Annotated in this window: 12 protein-coding genes and 2 pseudogenes; 3 read left to right on the top strand and 11 right to left on the bottom strand. The window is 67.7% G+C overall.

The window, feature by feature from the left end; translation table 11 throughout:
- A pseudogene (locus ACXAID_RS21320) lies at nt 1–878 on the top strand (hypothetical protein); the annotation flags it as partial.
- A gap of 10 nt (nt 879–888) precedes the next feature.
- Here ACXAID_RS21320 and eccE read toward each other — a convergent pair.
- The 7 genes from eccE to ACXAID_RS21285 all read right to left on the bottom strand — a co-directional run bounded on the left by eccE (nt 889) and on the right by ACXAID_RS21285 (nt 9,374).
- The gene (eccE, locus tag ACXAID_RS21315; RefSeq protein ID WP_475024193.1) at nt 889–2,286 is read right to left on the bottom strand and encodes a type VII secretion protein EccE; all 1,398 of its coding nucleotides are present in this window, start codon (nt 2,284–2,286) and stop codon (nt 889–891) included.
- Nucleotides 2,283–3,746 (bottom strand): type VII secretion-associated serine protease mycosin, encoded by a 1,464-nt coding sequence (gene mycP / locus ACXAID_RS21310; RefSeq protein WP_475024192.1) that lies wholly within the window; start codon nt 3,744–3,746, stop codon nt 2,283–2,285. Before mycP ends, eccE begins: the two co-directional genes overlap by 4 nt.
- A 227-nt stretch (nt 3,747–3,973) precedes the next feature.
- A complete protein-coding gene (locus tag ACXAID_RS21305) occupies nt 3,974–5,218 on the bottom strand; it encodes a fatty acid desaturase family protein (RefSeq protein ID WP_475024191.1) in 1,245 nt (414 codons plus the stop codon).
- Between the two features lie 69 nt (nt 5,219–5,287).
- Entirely contained in the window at nt 5,288–6,442 is a 1,155-nt protein-coding gene (locus tag ACXAID_RS21300) for a ferredoxin reductase (RefSeq protein ID WP_475024190.1), read from the bottom strand.
- 98 nt (nt 6,443–6,540) lie between these two features.
- Entirely contained in the window at nt 6,541–7,062 is a 522-nt protein-coding gene (locus tag ACXAID_RS21295) for a DUF6912 family protein (protein ID WP_475024189.1), read from the bottom strand.
- Nucleotides 7,063–7,086: 24 nt separating this feature from the next.
- Complete coding sequence (ppk2, locus tag ACXAID_RS21290; protein ID WP_475024188.1) at nt 7,087–7,926, bottom strand: polyphosphate kinase 2; 840 nt, start codon at nt 7,924–7,926, stop codon at nt 7,087–7,089.
- A gap of 38 nt (nt 7,927–7,964) precedes the next feature.
- On the bottom strand, nt 7,965–9,374 hold the full coding sequence (locus ACXAID_RS21285; RefSeq protein ID WP_475024187.1) for a WS/DGAT/MGAT family O-acyltransferase: 1,410 nt from the start codon (nt 9,372–9,374) through the stop codon (nt 7,965–7,967).
- Between the two features lie 193 nt (nt 9,375–9,567).
- On the opposite strand from ACXAID_RS21285, the gene ACXAID_RS21280 reads away from it, so the two are divergent.
- The gene (locus ACXAID_RS21280; protein WP_475024186.1) at nt 9,568–10,077 is read left to right on the top strand and encodes an Rv3235 family protein; all 510 of its coding nucleotides are present in this window, start codon (nt 9,568–9,570) and stop codon (nt 10,075–10,077) included.
- Between the two features lie 37 nt (nt 10,078–10,114).
- Here ACXAID_RS21280 and secA read toward each other — a convergent pair whose 3' ends face one another.
- The 3 genes from secA to ACXAID_RS21265 all read right to left on the bottom strand — a co-directional run bounded on the left by secA (nt 10,115) and on the right by ACXAID_RS21265 (nt 14,660).
- A complete protein-coding gene (gene secA, locus ACXAID_RS21275) occupies nt 10,115–12,919 on the bottom strand; it encodes a preprotein translocase subunit SecA (protein WP_475024185.1) in 2,805 nt (934 codons plus the stop codon).
- A 133-nt stretch (nt 12,920–13,052) separates the two neighbouring features.
- Nucleotides 13,053–13,709: a ribosome hibernation-promoting factor, HPF/YfiA family gene (hpf, locus tag ACXAID_RS21270; protein ID WP_475024194.1), complete on the bottom strand. Its 657-nt coding sequence runs from the start codon at nt 13,707–13,709 to the stop codon at nt 13,053–13,055.
- A gap of 321 nt (nt 13,710–14,030) precedes the next feature.
- Entirely contained in the window at nt 14,031–14,660 is a 630-nt protein-coding gene (locus tag ACXAID_RS21265) for a ComF family protein (protein WP_475024184.1), read from the bottom strand.
- A 171-nt stretch (nt 14,661–14,831) separates the two neighbouring features.
- Here ACXAID_RS21265 and ACXAID_RS21260 point away from each other — a divergent pair, with 171 nt between their 5' ends.
- The gene (locus ACXAID_RS21260; RefSeq protein WP_475024183.1) at nt 14,832–15,539 is read left to right on the top strand and encodes a PE domain-containing protein; all 708 of its coding nucleotides are present in this window, start codon (nt 14,832–14,834) and stop codon (nt 15,537–15,539) included.
- 28 nt (nt 15,540–15,567) lie between these two features.
- Here ACXAID_RS21260 and ACXAID_RS21255 read toward each other — a convergent pair.
- Nucleotides 15,568–16,404, bottom strand: a pseudogene (locus tag ACXAID_RS21255) (hypothetical protein); the annotation flags it as partial.

Below are 16,404 nucleotides of genomic sequence, written 5' to 3'. Positions count from 1 at the left end.
ACGCCATCGCGGCCGCGTCCACCGCGGAAGCCGCACGCCGCCCCGACCCCCTCCGGATGGCGCGACGCGTCGCGGCGGCGCTCAACGCGCCGGACTGCGATAACGGCGACATCGGGTTCTTCTGGGTCACCGCAGTCACCGACGATGGTCAGATCGTCGTGGCCAACAGCTACGGACTAGCCTACGTCCCCGACCGGCTGCAGTTGCCCGCGCCGGTGCAGGTGGCCAGCGCCGATGAGGCGATCCCGGCGGCTGAACGCGCCCGCTGGGCTACCTATCCGTTCGCCACCGTGCAGGGCTGGGCAGCCCACCATGGCGTCGGATTGCGCGCCGTGATCGCCACCGAGCAGCAGTTCGCCGACACCGATCCGGGCGCCGCGAAGGTGGTACTCAAGCCTGACGACATCCCTGATACGGGTGAGATGGCGGGTCGGTCCCGACTCGAACTGGTTGCCCCGGAGGCGGCTGAGCAGCTTGCCGGGACCGGCGACGTGGAGCTGTCCTCGCTGCTACCTCCACCAGCGGAGAAAGTCGATCCGCCTGAGCCTGTTGACCCGAACGACGAGGCTGACTCACGCGAGAATGCCGGCACGGCGCCCACCGACCGCCGCCAGCTCATCTGGTTCTCGGTGATCAAACCGATGGCCAGCCGCGCCGACAAGCGGGCCGTCGCGCACCTGCGTGCGTTCCAGAGCTACGCCAGCCACGCAGCCGAAGTCGCGGCCGCCCTGGCGCGCCACGCCCAGGACCCCACGGGCCAGCGTGCCGCCGTCGCCGACTGGCTCTACTGGAAACACGTCGACGAGCTGTTGGACCGGGCGCTGTCAGGAGACGCCGCGGGAAAGCAATCGGCGACCGCCGAATCACCCAAGAGATGAGCGGGTCCGGCTATCCCGGCAACGCCGTGTTCTGAAGCTTCTTTCCCGCATGATGGGGCTGCCGCAGCATGAACTCGCGATGCTGGGGCGTGGTGATGACGTTGTCGCGCAGAATTACTGGGTCGACACCGGGGCGTGGGCCGAAGAAGGTCGTACCATGTGACCACACTACCTTCGACTCCGGACCGGGGTGCGCACCGATGACAGCGGCCAGCTCGCCCAACTCCTCCGCCAGCGTGACGAGCCCTCCGGCAGCCGCCGCACGCGTGGCGAACCGCGCGGCTGAGCGAGGGGCGTCGAAATCGACACACACATCGACGTCGTCGAAGGGCAGATACAGCGAGTGACCATCCGGCGTCTGACCCATGAGCACGCCGGCCGAACCGATCGGTAGTAGATGGTGTTGATCCAGCACGAGGTCCTGGCCTTGCAGCGCGGCACGCTGCCCGCCTGACACCGTCGAGAAACCCTTCGGTGGCTTGACTTTCGCCGCCGTGGTCAACAGCACCGTCGACCGCGGCGCCTTCCCCGGACTGATCCGGAACCTGGTGACGGTGTGTTCGGCGTTCGCCGACCACCACGCATCAGGGCCACCCGGGGTGGTGTAGGCGGCGGTGAAGGCGTTGTCCCCCTTGATTCTCGACCAACCTTCCCGCACGAAGCGAATATCGGTCGCATGGTCGAAATCGTCGAAACTGCGCTCACACGATGCATCGAGGCCGCTGCTGGCGAGGTCCAACGCGATCCGCGTCATGGACGCCACCAGGTAGCGAATCAGCCCGGCCACGCCGTCGTCACGCCGGCTGGTCGAGCGGCGTGTGCGCATTGGATAGGCACGCAGCATGATCCATGTCCGCCGGTGCGCTGGCGCCGGATCCGATCCGATCGCCTGCTCGTATCGAGTCACGATCTCAGCGGTCGCGGTGCCACCAACGCGGTACCCGGCGGACACGATGTCGGCCTCCAGGTCGGGACAGTGTATCGACAGCAGTCGCTGCAGCAACTCGCTGTCGATCACGTCGTCAGTGCGTGCACGGCCGTCGACAACGATGGTGGGTGAAAAGGGTCTCGGGGTGAGTTCGATTAGTGCACAAAGGAATTCACCCTGCCACCGAACCGCGACATGGTCGCCCGGCATCACGGTGGCCCCAACGACGGGCTCCGACGGTGACTCCGCGGCTCTACGGCGTCGCCAAAGCCACGCGGCCAGCGCTGCAACCCAGCCGCTGAGACGTCGACCGCGGAACGTGATCAGAGCCAGAACCACGGCCAGCGCGATCACGCCCATTGCCCAACTCTCGTAACGGGTATCGAGAAACAACGCGGTCACGAAGGGAGCCAGCGCAGCGACACACACTGCGTGTCCGGTACTGAACCGTAACGGAATTCGATGCAGCCGGTTCCTCATCTGCGTCTCAGCGCCCGTCCGGCCAGCGCGGCCAACGCGAACGCCAGGGTCATTCCTGCGACACCGATTGCTACCGCAGTGATCGGGCCCCGATCGGGGGGCATCGGGGGCGCCGGCGGCGGAAGCCGTTTGACGTTGATCGGCGCGGCAGTGGGCCCCAGCGGTATATCCCAGGTCAGCGCGGCCACCGGGTTGATGACGCCGGCACCGACCGCGTTGTCTGCCCCGCCGCCGGGATGTCGTGAACTGGCGGTGATCCGGTTGATGACCTGCGCGGGCGTCAGTTCTGGAAAACGTTGGCGTAGCAGGGCAGCCAGGCCGGAGACGTATGCCGCAGCAAAAGAGGTCCCAGCGATGGGGATCGGGCCCTCTTCTCCTTGTAGCGCGTTGACCGGCTGCCCGTCACCGCCCAACGCGACAATGTCCTGCGCTGGAGCTGCCGCACCCACCCATGGCCCGTGCATGGAGAACGGACTCGGCGTTCCGTCCGGGCCGATTCCGCCGACCGTGAGCACCATGGGTGCATACCAAGCCGGCGTGACCACCGTCTGCACATCCTCCCAGCCGCGCGGGTCGCCGGGGTTGGCCGGATCGGGGGGCGGGTTCTGAACACAGTCGCCACCGGTGTTCCCCGCCGCGACGATGACGACGGCCCCCTTCACGTTGACGGCGTAGTTCAGCGCTGCGCCCAACGTGGACTCATTGACCTGTCTGGTGACCTTGAAGCAGGCTGCTTCGCTGATATTTATCACGGTCGCGCCCAGGTTGGCGGCGTGGACCACTGACCGGGCCAAGCTGCGGATCGAACCGGCTGCCGGGGTAGCGTCCGGGTCGTCTCCGTTGCCTTGGGGGCCGACCGGCTCGAAGGCCTCCGATGTCTGGCGCAGCGAGATCAGCTGGGCGTCGGGTGCCACACCGACGAACGCATCGTTTGCGTCCTGAGGCGCGACAGTCGGCGTAGGCAGTGCTCCGTCGTCGACTTCGCCGTCACCCGCGTCGTCGGGAGCCTGTTCGGCATCGTCGGCTCCGTCGGCCGAGGCATCCTCAAAGCCGGGAAGCGCCTCGACCGTTGCGGGCTTGCCCGCGATGATCGACGCGGTGAGCGTGCCGTGGGCATCGCAGTCAGACAGCCCATCACCTGCCTCGTCGACGAAGTCGCCCCCAGCCTCGGCCGGCACACGCGGTGAGGCGTTGACGCCAGTATCGATGACAGCGACCGTCACCCCGGCACCGGTCGCGAACTGGTGAGCTCCCGGAATGTCCAGATAGTCGCTGGACCACGGGGGGTCCCGAAAATCCGAGCCCGGCAGCGTGGTCGGGACCGCGCACAGGCGACGCTGTTCAAACGGTTGGTCGGGCCCGGTCTCATCAGGCGGTACCGCGTCGGGGTCGATCGAAGGCGGCGCGACTGCCAGCGCAGGGGGCACGCTGACCAGAGCGAGCATCAGCACCGCAGTCATCACGACGATGCGACGCAACCCCGACCGCTCCCTTCGTCTAGCCGGGCCGCGCGGTGCGGTGTGGCTGGCTTCGCACCCGTCCTGGTTCGCGACCAGTGTGATTGTGCCGCAGGCTAGATGCGCGGCAGGCAAACATCGAGTGTCCGGGCCATGAGCAGTGTGTGACCAACGGCCACCCAGTGCAGGCGCCGGGTAGCAGACGACAGGGCAGGGCGGCGGGGATGAGCCTAGGCTGCCAGTTCGGACCGGGCAGCGGCCCGCTTGGCACGCCGGCGCGCCCGTACCGCCGCGATGGCCGACTTCAGGCCGCCGCGCTGCTCGGCCTCCAACTCGGCGAACATCCGCTCGCTGCGCGTCTCGGGTGCGTCGTCGGCGGTGTCGGTCAGGAACCTGTCCGGCAGTGACAGTTTGGCGATAGTGCGCCACGCCTTGCCGTACTGCACCAGGAACGACCCGGTGGTGTAGGGCAGGTCGTACTTGTCGCAGAGCTCCCGCACCCGCACCGAGATCTCGTAATAGCGGTTGCTCGGCAGGTCCGGGAACAGGTGATGCTCGATCTGGTGGCACAGGTTGCCGCTCATGAAGCGAAGCGCCGGGCCGTTCTCGAAGTTCGCGCTGCCCAGCATCTGGCGCAGGTACCACTCGCCCCGCGACTCGCCGACCATGTCGGTCTTGGTGAATTTCTCTGCGCCGTCGGGGAAGTGACCGCAGAAGATCACCGCGTTGGCCCACACATTGCGGATGACGTTGGCCACCGCATTGGCCTTGAGCGTCGACTTGAACGACGCGTGCGGCGACAGCGACGTGAGCGCCGGATAGGCGACATAGTCCTTGGCCACCTGGTTGCCGGCTTTGACGCTGAATTCCCGCACCCGCACCATGGTGGCCTTGCGGTCGTCGCGGCCCTTGAAGATCTTGCCGAGCTCCAGGTGCTGCAGCCCGACTCCCCATTCGAACCCGATGGCCAGCAGCGTGTTGAAGAACAGGTTGCTGAGGTTGAACGGCTTCCACCGCTGGTCGCGGGTGACACGGATGACGCCGTAGCCCACGTCGTCGTCCATGCCCAGGATGTTGGTGTACTTGTGGTGCATGAAGTTGTGGGTGAAGCGCCAGTGTTTGGACGCTCCGCTCATGTCCCATTCCCAGGTGGAGGAATGGATCTCGGGATCGTTCATCCAATCCCACTGACCGTGCATGACGTTGTGGCCGATCTCCATGTTCTCGATGATCTTGGCCACGCCCAGCGTCGTCGTACCGGCCCACCAGAATGCGCGCTTGGAGCTGCCCGCCAGCAGCAGCCGGCCGGTGACCTCCAGCGCCCGTTGGGCGGCGATGGTCCGGCGGATGTAGCGCGCATCGCGCGCACCGCGGGAGTCTTCGACGTCCTGCCGGATCGCGTCCAGTTCGCGCGCCAGGTTCTCGATGTCCGCATCGGTCAGATGCGCGAATTCGGGTACATCGGTGATTGCCATCTTCAGCCCTCCTCTCGCATTCCTACGCTACAGTAACCTACGTAGCCGTAGGTTACTCTCCAGTAAAGCCTACACATCGAGCACGCAATCGCCCGACGGCGCCGACACACAGGTCTGCACCCGGCTGCCCGGCTCATGCTCGGCACCGGTGCGCAGATCACGGACATGCCCGTCGAGCAGCCCCACCACACAGGACTGGCAGATCCCCATCCGGCAACCGAACGGCATCTGCACACCGGCCGCCTCACCGGCATCCATCAGCGACGTCGCCGCATCCACGGTCGCCGCCTTGCCCGCGCGGGCGAACTCCACGGTGCCCCCGCCCCCGTGCACCGGAGCCCGCGAGGCGGCGAACCGTTCCAGGAACAGCTGCTCGGGAATCCCGGCGGCAGCCCAGGCCCGCTCGGCGGCACCCAGCATCGCCTCCGGGCCGCACGCCCACGTCTGACGGCTCTGCCAGTCCGGCACCACCTCGCCGAGCCGGTCCAGGTCCAGACGACCCTCGGTGCGGGTGGCCCGCAGGTGCAGCCGGTAGCCGGGATGCTGGGCCGCCAGCTCACCGAGTTCGTCGGCGAACAGCACGTCGGCACCCGTCGGCGCCGAGTGGATGTGGGTGACGTCACCGAGCTGGCCGCGCCGAACCAGGGTGCGCAACATCGACATCACCGGAGTGATACCCGATCCGGCGGTGAGGAAAAGCACCGATGACGGTGCGGGATTCGGCATCACGAAGTTACCCTGCGGAGCGGCGAGCCGCACGATCGTTCCGGGCTCGACGCCACCGACCAGGTGCGACGACAGGAAGCCCTCCGGCATGGCCTTGACGGTGATGGCGATGGTGCGCCGGCCCGGCCCGCGCTCCCACCGGTCGGCGGCCGGCGAGGTCAGCGAATAGGACCGCCAGCGCCACCGGCCGTCGACCAGCAGCCCGATGCCGATGTACTGGCCGGCCTGGTAGTCGAACGAGAAACCCCAACCCGGCTTGATGACGAGGGTGGCCGTGTCGACGGTCTCGGGGCGCACCTCCACGACCCGGCCGCGCAGCTCGCGCGCCGACCAGAGCGGATTGGCCAGCTTGAGGTAGTCGTCGGGCAGCAACGGGGTGGTGATGCGGGCCGCGACGGTGCGCAGCAGGTGCCAGCCGGGCCGCTGCGCGGCTCCGGAAACGGTGGGCCGGACGGTGTCGACGACCCTGGCCGTGGTCTTGACGGTGCTCTTGGCCATGCGGCTCCTGCCGGGTGTTCGGTTGGCTACGGGACGCCGAAGGTGGACCCGTACACGACTACCTACGGTACCGTAACTTACGGTCGCGTATCCAGCCTTCAGAGCAGCTCGAGCAGGAACGGCAGTTCCTGCGGCGCATACCAGGCCAGATCATGATCCTGCGCGTCACCGACGGTCAGCTCGGCGTCCTCGTCACCCAGATCCGCGGCGTCGATCACCTCGATGGCGGCCTTGACCGCCGGCTCGGCCGCAGCGTTGTCGACGTAGGCGGCGATCACCCGTTTCAGCGGGATCAGGCCGGCCACCCGCACCACGGCGTCGTCCAGATCGGGTCGCAGCCTGACTTCCTCGGCCCCATCGTCGAGCTCGGCCTCCAGCACCGCGCGCCGCGACGGCAGCGTCTCGGCGGAATCGTCGTCGGCGTCGTCGGCCAGCAGCCGCAGCGAGCCCAGCGCGGCCTCCCGCAGTGCGACGTCGGCCAGCTCGTCGTCGTCGCCCTGCGCGTAGGCCTCCCGCAGGGTCGGCGTGACGGCGAAGGCCGTCCCGTTCACAGGCTGCACCGATTCGTCGGAGACCAGCCGGACCAACATGGCCAGGGTCACCGGGACATAGACACGCACGTCGCCGAGGGTAGCCGCTACGGGCTATTCGAGGTCCCCCATCAAGGCCGACGCGTGATCAGGCACATAGGTCGACAGCTCCCGCGCCGGGCGCCGGTAGTTCCCGATGATCGGACGGTCCGGCAGGTCGACCGTGGGCAGCTCCACGTCGTGGTATTCGATGGTCGACAGCAGATGGGAGATCATGTTCAGCCGGGCATGCTTCTTGATGTCGGATTCGACCACAAACCAGGGGCTGACCGGGGTGTCGGTGTGCACCATCATCTCGTCCTTGGCCCGCGAGTACTCCTCCCAGCGGTACACCGACTCCAGATCCATCGGCGAGAGCTTCCATTGGCGCACCGGATCATTGAGCCGCGAACGGAACCGGCGCAGCTGTTCGTCGTCGGACACCGAGAACCAGTACTTGCGCAGCAGCACCCCGTCGTCGATGAGCATCTGCTCGAAAATCGGTGTCTGCCGCAGGAACAGCATGTGCTCGGCCGGGGTGCAGAACCCCATCACCCGCTCCACCCCGGCGCGGTTGTACCAGGACCGGTCGAACAGCACGATCTCGCCGCGGGCCGGCAAATGCTCGACGTAACGCTGGTAATACCATTGTCCCCGTTCACGATCCGACGGAGCGGGCAACGCGGCGATGCGCGCGATGCGGGGGCTGAGGTATTCGGTGATCCGCTTGATGGTGCCGCCCTTGCCGGCCGCGTCCCGTCCCTCGAACACGATGACGACACGTGCGCCGGTCTCGCGGACCCATTCCTGGAGCTTCACCAATTCGGTTTGCAGGCGGAAAAGTTCGGCCTCATAGACATGCTTGGGTATCTTGGCCTTCTTGTGCTTGCCGGACTTGGCGGTCTTGGTGCCCACCCGCAGATTCTAGGTCTGGACCCCTCGTTACTGCGCGTTTACTGCGCGGCCTCGATCAATTCGTCGAGCGATTCACGCAGCAGGCTGGGCAGCATGTCGACGTCGGCCATCGCGTCGCGGTCGGCGTTGATCCCGAAATAGAGCATGCCGTTGTAGGAGGTGACGCCGATCGCGAGCACCTGGTTGTGCAGCAGCGGCGGCACCGCGTAGGTCTCCAACAGCTTGGTGCCCGCCACGTACATCTGCTTCTGGGCGCCGGGCACATTGGTGATCAGCAGGTTGAACAGCCGGGCCGAGAAGCTGGTGGCCACCCGGATGCCCATCGCGTGCAGGGTGGGCGGCGCGAAACCCGACAAGGTGACGATGGTGCGGGCGTCGACCAGGCTCGACGCGGTGGGGTGCGATTCGGTGGTGTGAGCGATCTGGGTCAGCCGTACCACCGCGTTGGACTCGCCGACCGGAAGGTCGACCAGGAACGGGCTCACCTCGCTGATCGCCTGTCCGGGCCCGGTCGAGTCGATCTCGGCGTCCGGATACACCGACATCGGCGCCATCGCCCGCACCCTGGTCGACGTCGTCACCGGTTCGCCGCGGGACAGCAGCCAGTTCCGCAGCGCACCGGAGACCATGGCGAGCACCACGTCGTTGATGTCGCAGTCGTAGCGGGCCCGGACGGCGCGGAACTCCTCGAGGCTGCCCGAGGCCACCGAGAAGCGCCGGTTGCGCGAGACCCGGGTGTTCAGCGGGCTGCTCGGAGCGGTGCCGCGGGCAACGGTGCGGGCCACGTCGGCGACCCGGCGGCCGAGGTCGAGCATCTGCGCGCTGCTGGTCACGGTGTCGGCGACGGCGTTGCGCACCGCGGTGGCCTGCGCGGTGGGGCGGGTGATCCACTCCCCCAGCGCGCCGAAGACCAGTTGGCGGTCGCTCGGTTCACGCCCCGGGATCCAGATGTCCTCGCCGAACTCCGGCGGCTTCTGGGTGCGGTCGGCGATCACATGCCCGATCTCCAGCGCGGTCATGCCGTTGACCAGCGCCTGGTGCGACTTGGTGTAGATGGCGACCCGGTTCTTGGACAGGCCCTCGACCAGGTACATCTCCCACAGCGGCCGGGACTTGTCCAGCGGCCGGGAGCCCAGCCGCGCCACCAGGTCGTGCAGCTGTGCGTCACTGCCCGGCGAGGGCAGCGCCGAGCGGCGGATGTGGTAGGTGATGTCGAAGTCGCGGTCGTCGATCCAGACCGGCCGGGCCAGCCCGAGCGTCACCTCACGCACCTTCTGCCGGTAGCGCGGAATCTGCGGCAGCCGCCGTTCGACGGTTTCGAGGAGCGTCTCGTAGCTCAGGCCGTTTCGGGGTTTGCGCAGGATCTGCAGCGAGCCGACATACATCGGCGTCGACGAGTTCTCCAAGCGGTAGAAGGACGCATCAGATGCCGACAACCTCGTCACCATTGCGGCGGCGGCCTCCCCTCAACTCGCCCACAGTCAGACCCTGCCACGTTATCGGCACATTCTCACCGCGGGAACAACGGGTGCTACAGGGTGTCTGAATTGCGTGCGATCATGAAGTGGTCTGCCACTCTCCAGCAGACGCACCTGCGGGGTCAGGCCCCGCCACGCGTCCGTTCGATCCTGGAGAGTCTGCATGCCCGCATCACCTGTCGAGCAGTCTGCTGCGCAGTGGAGCACCGCGCCGGTCATCGACTACGAACCCGCACCCGAGCCGCTCGGCTCGGGCGCTCCGGCCTGCCCGGCACCCATCCCGCACAGCCTGCACCGGCCCGCCCAGCGCCCGGCCCGCAGACTGCCTGCACGCCCGGGGGAACCTGCACCCCCGAGGAACGCTGTGGTGTTCGCCGAGACCGCGCTGCGTCAGATCGTCGAGGTGATCGACCGGCGCCGGCCGGTGGCCCAGCTGCGGGCGCTGATGACGCCGGTTCTGGTCGAGGGGATCATCGCCCGCGCCGCCAACGCGCATCGCGGCACCGCGAAGCTGGGCCGGGTGCGGGCGCGAAGCGTCGACACCGGTGCTGCCGAGGTCGCCGCCGCGGAGATCTTCGCGACGTTCCTGCGCTGCGGCCGGGTGCACGCGGTGGCGGGGCGCATCGAACGGCACCGGAGCGGCTGGCGGATCGTCGCGCTGCAGATCGGCTAGTCGGTGCGGGCTCGGAGCCGCCGCACTCTTTCCGCGGTCAGCGGCGGCGGTTGCCCTTGGAGTGACGGCCCTGCTGGCGGGCGGCCTCGCGGCGCTCCCGGCGGGTGCCGCCACCGGCGGCCGGCTTGTCGCCGCCGGAACGCTTGACCTCCACGCCGCCGTCCTCGGACGGACCGCTGTAGGTCAACGGCCTGGCCTCGTCGTCGATCCCCTTGGCCCGCAACGCCGTGCGCTCCTTGGTGGCCACGCCGCCGCGCTGTTCGGCGGCTTCGGCCGCCGACTTGGCGAACTCGGCCAGACCGGACGGCGCCGACACCGGTGCGACGGCAGGCGCGGGTGCCGCCTCCACCTGGACGTTGAACAGGAAGCCGACCGACTCCTCCTTCATGCCGTCGAGCATGCCGACGAACATGTCGTAGCCCTCGCGGGCGTACTCCACCTCGGGGCGCTGCTGGGCCAGCCCGCGCAGGCCGATGCCCTCACGCAGGTAGTCCATCTCGTAGAGGTGTTCGCGCCACTTGCGGTCGAGCACGTTGAGCAGCACGTTGCGCTCGAGCTGACGCATCGCGCCCTCCCCGGCGACCGACTCGATCTCGGACTCACGCGCGGCGTAGGCCCGCTCGGCGTCGGCGATCAACGCGTCGAGCAGCTCGTCGCGGGTCAACTCACCGGGCTCGCCGACGGCGTCGGAGTCGATCAGGTCGTGGTGGTCGATCCCCACCGGGTAGAGCTGCTTGAGGCCCTCCCACAGCTTCTCCAGATCCCAGTCCTCGGAGTAGCCCTCGGCGGTTTCGCCGTTGACGTAGGCGGTGATGACGTCGACGAGCATCTTGTGGGCCTGCTCGGCGAGGTTCTCGCCTTCGAGGATGCGGCGGCGCTCGGCGTAGATGACCTTGCGCTGCTGGTTCATCACCTCGTCGTACTTGAGGACTTCCTTGCGGATGTCGAAGTTCTGCTGCTCGACCTGCGTCTGGGCGCTCTTGATGGCGCGCGAGACCATCTTGGCCTCGATCGGCACGTCGTCGGGCAGGTTCAGCCGGGTGAGCAGCGTCTCCAGGGTGGCACCGTTGAAGCGGCGCATCAGCTCGTCGGCCAGCGACAGGTAGAACCGCGACTCGCCCGGGTCGCCCTGACGGCCCGAACGGCCGCGCAGCTGGTTGTCGATACGGCGCGACTCGTGGCGCTCGGTGCCCAGCACGTACAGGCCGCCGGCGGCGCGCACGTCCTTGGCCTCGGCGGAGACCTCGTCTTTGACCTCCGGCAGTTCCGCGTGCCAGGCGGTCTCGTAGTCGTCGGGCGTCTCCACGGGATCCAGGCCACGCTGACGCAGCCGGCGGTCGAGGAGGAAGTCGACGTTGCCGCCGAGCACCACGTCGGTGCCGCGGCCGGCCATGTTGGTGGCGACGGTGACCGCGCCGAGCCGGCCGGCCTCGGCGATGATGCCGGCTTCCTGCTCGTGGTACTTGGCGTTGAGGACGCTGTGCGGGATACGGCGCTTCTGGAACTGGCGCGCCAGGAACTCCGAGCGCTCCACGCTGGTGGTGCCGATCAGCACCGGCTGGCCCTTCTCATGGCGTTCGACGACGTCGTCGACGACCGCGATGAACTTGGCCTCCTCGGTCTTGTAGATCAGATCGGACTGGTCTTCACGGACCATCGGCCGGTTGGTGGGGATCGGGACGACGCCCAGCTTGTAGATCTCGTGCAGCTCGGCGGCCTCGGTCTCGGCGGTGCCGGTCATGCCGGCGAGCTTGTCGTAGAGGCGGAAGTAGTTCTGCAGGGTGATCGTGGCCACCGTCTGGTTCTCGGCCTTGATCTCGACGTGTTCCTTGGCCTCGATGGCCTGGTGCAGGCCCTCGTTGTAGCGCCGGCCCACCAGCACGCGGCCGGTGAAGTCGTCGACGATCAGCACATCGCCGTTGCGCACGATGTAGTGCTTGTCGCGCTCGAAGAGCTCCTTGGCCTTGATGGCGTTGTTCAGGTAGCTGATCAGCGGCGAGTTGGCGGCTTCGTAGAGGTTCTCGATGCCCAGCTGGTCCTCGACGAACTCCACCCCGAGTTCATGCACGCCCACGACGCGCTTCTTGATGTCGACCTCGTAGTGGACGTCCTTCTCCATCAGCGGCGCGAGGCGGGCGAACTCGGTGTACCAGTTCGAGCCGCCGTCGGCCGGCCCGGAGATGATCAGCGGCGTGCGGGCCTCGTCGATGAGGATGGAGTCGACCTCGTCGACGATGGCGAAGTAGTGGCCGCGCTGCACGCAGTCCTCGAGGCGCAGCGCCATGTTGTCGCGCAGGTAGTCGAAGCCGAACTCGTTGTTGGTGCCGTAGGTGATGTCCGCGTTGTAGGCGGCGCGCCGCTGGTCGGGGGTCATCTGCGACAGGATCACGCCGACGTCCAGGCCCAGGAAGCGGTGCACGCGGCCCATCCACTCGGCGTCACGTTTGGCCAGGTAGTCGTTGACGGTGACGATGTGCACGCCCTTGCCGGTCAACGCGTTGAGGTAGGCGGGAAGCACCGCGGTCAGGGTCTTGCCCTCACCGGTCTTCATCTCGGCGACGTTGCCGAAGTGCAGCGCCGCACCGCCCATGACCTGGACGTCGAAGTGTTTCTGGTTGAGCACCCGCCAGGCGGCCTCACGGGCCACGGCGAAGGCCTCGGGCAGCAGGTCGTCGACGTCCTCGCCGTCGGCGATGCGCTTCTTGAACTCGTCGGTCTTGCCGCGCAGTTCGGCGTCGGAGAGCTTCTCGACGTCGTCGGACAGGGTGTTGACGTAGTCAGCCACCCCCTTGAGGCGTTTGACCATGCGGCCTTCGCCGAGACGGAGCAACTTCGAGAGCACGCTTAAACCTTTTTCCTCGATGGATTCGTCACCGGTGGACGGACACCATCGTACGGGTGTATCCGGCGCGCGAACCGGCACCTGGGGTGGGTTCGCGCGCCGGAGCAGCCCAGCTGGGTCGGGCCGGCCGGGGTCAGGCCAGCCGGATCAGCCCGTAGTCGTAGGCGTGCCGCCGGTAGACCACGCAGGGCTTGTCGCTGTCCTTGTCGTGGAACAGGAAGAAATCGTGCCCGACCAGCTCCATCTCGTAGAGCGCGTCGTCGACGCTCATCGGCGTGGCGGGGTGCTCCTTGGTGCGCACGATGCGGCCGGGTTCGTGGTCGTCGACGGCCTCGCCCTGGCCGTCGGTGCTCGGCGGCGCCGTCGGCGTGGTCGGTACGGCGAAGGCGGCGTCGAGGTGATCGAGGGTGGTGGCTTCGTGCAGGGACACCGGCCGCTTGTCGCCGTAGTGGATCTTGCGGCGGTCCTTGCTCTTGCGCAGCCGGGATTCGAGTTTGCCTGCCGCTGCCTCCAACGCGGCATAGAAACTCTCGGCGCAGCCCTCCCCGCGCACGACCGGGCCGCGTCCGCGGGCGGTGATCTCGACGTGCTGGCAATTCTTCCGTTGCCGTCGGTTCTTCTCGTGGTAGAGCTCGACGTCGAAGAGGTAGATGGTGCGGTCGAATCGTTCCAGGCGCGACAGTTTCTCGGCGACGTGTTGGCGGAAGTGGTCGGGGACTTCGACGTTACGGCCGGTGACCGCCACTTCGGCGTTGCCGGTGGCCTCGCTCGGCTCCTCGTCCATCACCATGGCGCTGTCGGTATCCACGGAATAACTTGACATGCTTGGCAACTCGATTCTCTCTCGCTTACGCACGCCCTGTGCGTGCCCGGCTGGGAAGAAGTTGCTCCGACGGGGCATTAGGTTGGTCGCGCCGCTCGCCGGTGCAAGGTGTCGAGGACTCACCTCCTACCGCTGGCGCGATACCGGCGCATCACCGTCGGGAGCGCCGCCGTGGCTTGTTCACGGTTCGTTGGTGCCGACGGTAGTCCGTGTTCACCCCGTCGTGCCACTAATTCGGCAGACCTGTTTTCAGTTCTTCACGCCGGATTGATCCCCGGGTAATCACGCTCAGGCGTTTGCCATGGCAAGAACCGCCACAAGGTGGGCTCCGCGGGTTTGCAGGACCATCGCCGATTCGGCCGCGGTGGCGCCGGTGGTTACGACGTCGTCGACGAGCACCACCGGCCCGCGCACTGTCGCGGTGGCGCGGACGCGGCCGGTGATGTTGCGCTGCCGGGCCGCGCTGGACAGGCCCACGGAGTCGCGGGTGAACGCCTTGAGGCGAAGTGCAGGCACCACGACCAGGCCCGGGTGCTGTGCTGTGGCCAGTTCAGCGATGCGGGTGACCGGGTCACCCCCACGTCTCCGCGCCGACGAACGCCTGGTGGGAGCGGGGACGACGGTCAGCGGGGTGTCGAGGATCCCCCAGCTCAGCAGGTGGTCCAGGCTGTCTCGCAGGGCTGCGGCCAGCGGGGGGATCAGGTCGGTGCGGCCGTGCTCCTTGACCGCGATGATGGCCTTGCGCCGCGGGCCGGCGTAGCGGCCCAGTGACAGCACGGGCACACCGGGGTCCAGCCGGGGTGTGATCAGATGCGGCTGATCGGGCCCGACGGCCAAGCTCTTGGAGCAGTCAGCGCACCACCGGGTCGCGGGGGCACCGCAACCACCGCATTGCAGCGGGAGCATCAGGTCAAGCAAGGGGTCTCCGTCTTCGGGCTTGGACCGTTGCGGGGATTGTGCCCGGGGCCGCTGACACGGCGGCGGCGAGCCGGGTCGCCCGGTTTCGTGCGGGGGAAGGTTCACGGACTCCGGTAATCTCGGAGCTACGACTGTCGTGCGTCGCAGGAGGGGATATGGGGAGGGTGACCGATGGGTGAGCAGCCGCCGCTGCGGGTAGAGACACCTGCGCTGACCTGGGACCCAGCCGATGTCACCGTGCCACCCCTGCCTACCGTCGCGCCGGGCGCTGACCCGATGAGCACGTTGATCGCGGCGGTCATGCCGGAACTTGCGACATCGTTGACCGCCGCGGTGGCAGAAACCCGTGCGCGCGAGGAACGCTTTGCCGCCAACCTCGAGGCCGCCCGCAACAGCTACCAGACAACCGATGACACCGGCGGACAGGAGATCAGAACCGTCGCGGACACGGGTTTGGCACCGGCCGGCGTCCCTGCGGCTGGATCGGGTGGTGGCGCAGGCTCGGGCATGGGGCAATTCGGGCAGGTGCTCGGCACCGTGACCCAGACGGCCGGCCAGGCCGTTCAGGCACCCACGCAGGCGATGGGCATGGCCTCGTCGGCTCCGCAGGGTCTGATGCAGGGTGTCCAGCAGTTCGGTCAGTTGGGCGGCCAGTCCGGCGGGAACGGAGCGGATCGGGGCCAGTCACTAGCCGACCCCGACAGCGATGGTGAGCATCGCGCCGAGACGGTAGCCCAACCTAGTGCTGAGGACGCAGCCGAGCCGGACGAGGCAGGAGCCGACGCGGTTTCGTCGAACGACGAACGGGCACCGGTGCCGGAGGCGCCCTCGGCGAAAGCACCCGCGACCAGCGACTCCGCCGATCCCCTCGATCTCTAGCGGGACTGAGCTCTCCCGCCGCGAGCCGTCATGAGAACTCGGCGGTTTCGAGCGCCTCGGAAATCATGCTGCCTTGGTGCTGCCAGTACACCCAGTCCGCGATTGCCGATCGCTGCAAGTCGGCGGCGGGCTCGGTTTGAGCCTTGTGCAGGGCCAACTCCATCGCGTGGTCGGAATAGGCGGCGAAGGCTTCCAGATGTGCCTTAGCCCGGCCGGTGGCCTTGCTCAGCAAGGGCTTCGAAACTGCGAACCACAGCTTCAGCAGGTTGTCGGCAGGCGGCTCGACGTCGGTCTGGGGCGGCGGCAACAACGTCGTGAGACTCTCGTCGCTGGTGGCAGCGAGCTTGGAGGCCGAGCCCGGCGCAATCACCTCCAAGCGGGGCCGCCCCTGCATCACACCGCTATCGGGAATGTCGTCGGGCTGCAGGATGATCTTCGGCGCACCCGGATCGAACCCCTCGAACTGGTCTTCCGTGGCGATCACGCACCGCAGGTGCTGGGTGTGGTGTCGCGCCCACCCCTGCACGGCCAGTATCGGGTAGGTGGCCCACCTGGCGCGTTCGGCTACCGGAATGCTCTCGTCCGCCGAGGCCATCTGAACACCTTCCGGCAGAGCCACATTCGCGGGGATGTATCCGATCCCGTAGCTGTTGGCGACGACGATGGTGCCGTCACCGGTCACGGCGGTGACCCAGTAGAACCCGAAATCGAAGATTCCCACATTGAGGGCCGCCGCGATGTGCCGAGCACGCCGGGTGGGGTCAACTCCACGGTTCTGGCGGCGGAGCGCGCCGGCGGTGGCCGCTGACGCGATGGCGTCGCGCTCGGCGCGCGCCGCGGAAACCGGCACTGGAGCCGGGGCGGC

The organism is Mycobacterium sp. ABE4_509 (assembly GCF_056160785.1).
This window is presented reverse-complemented; position numbering and strand designations above follow the sequence as displayed.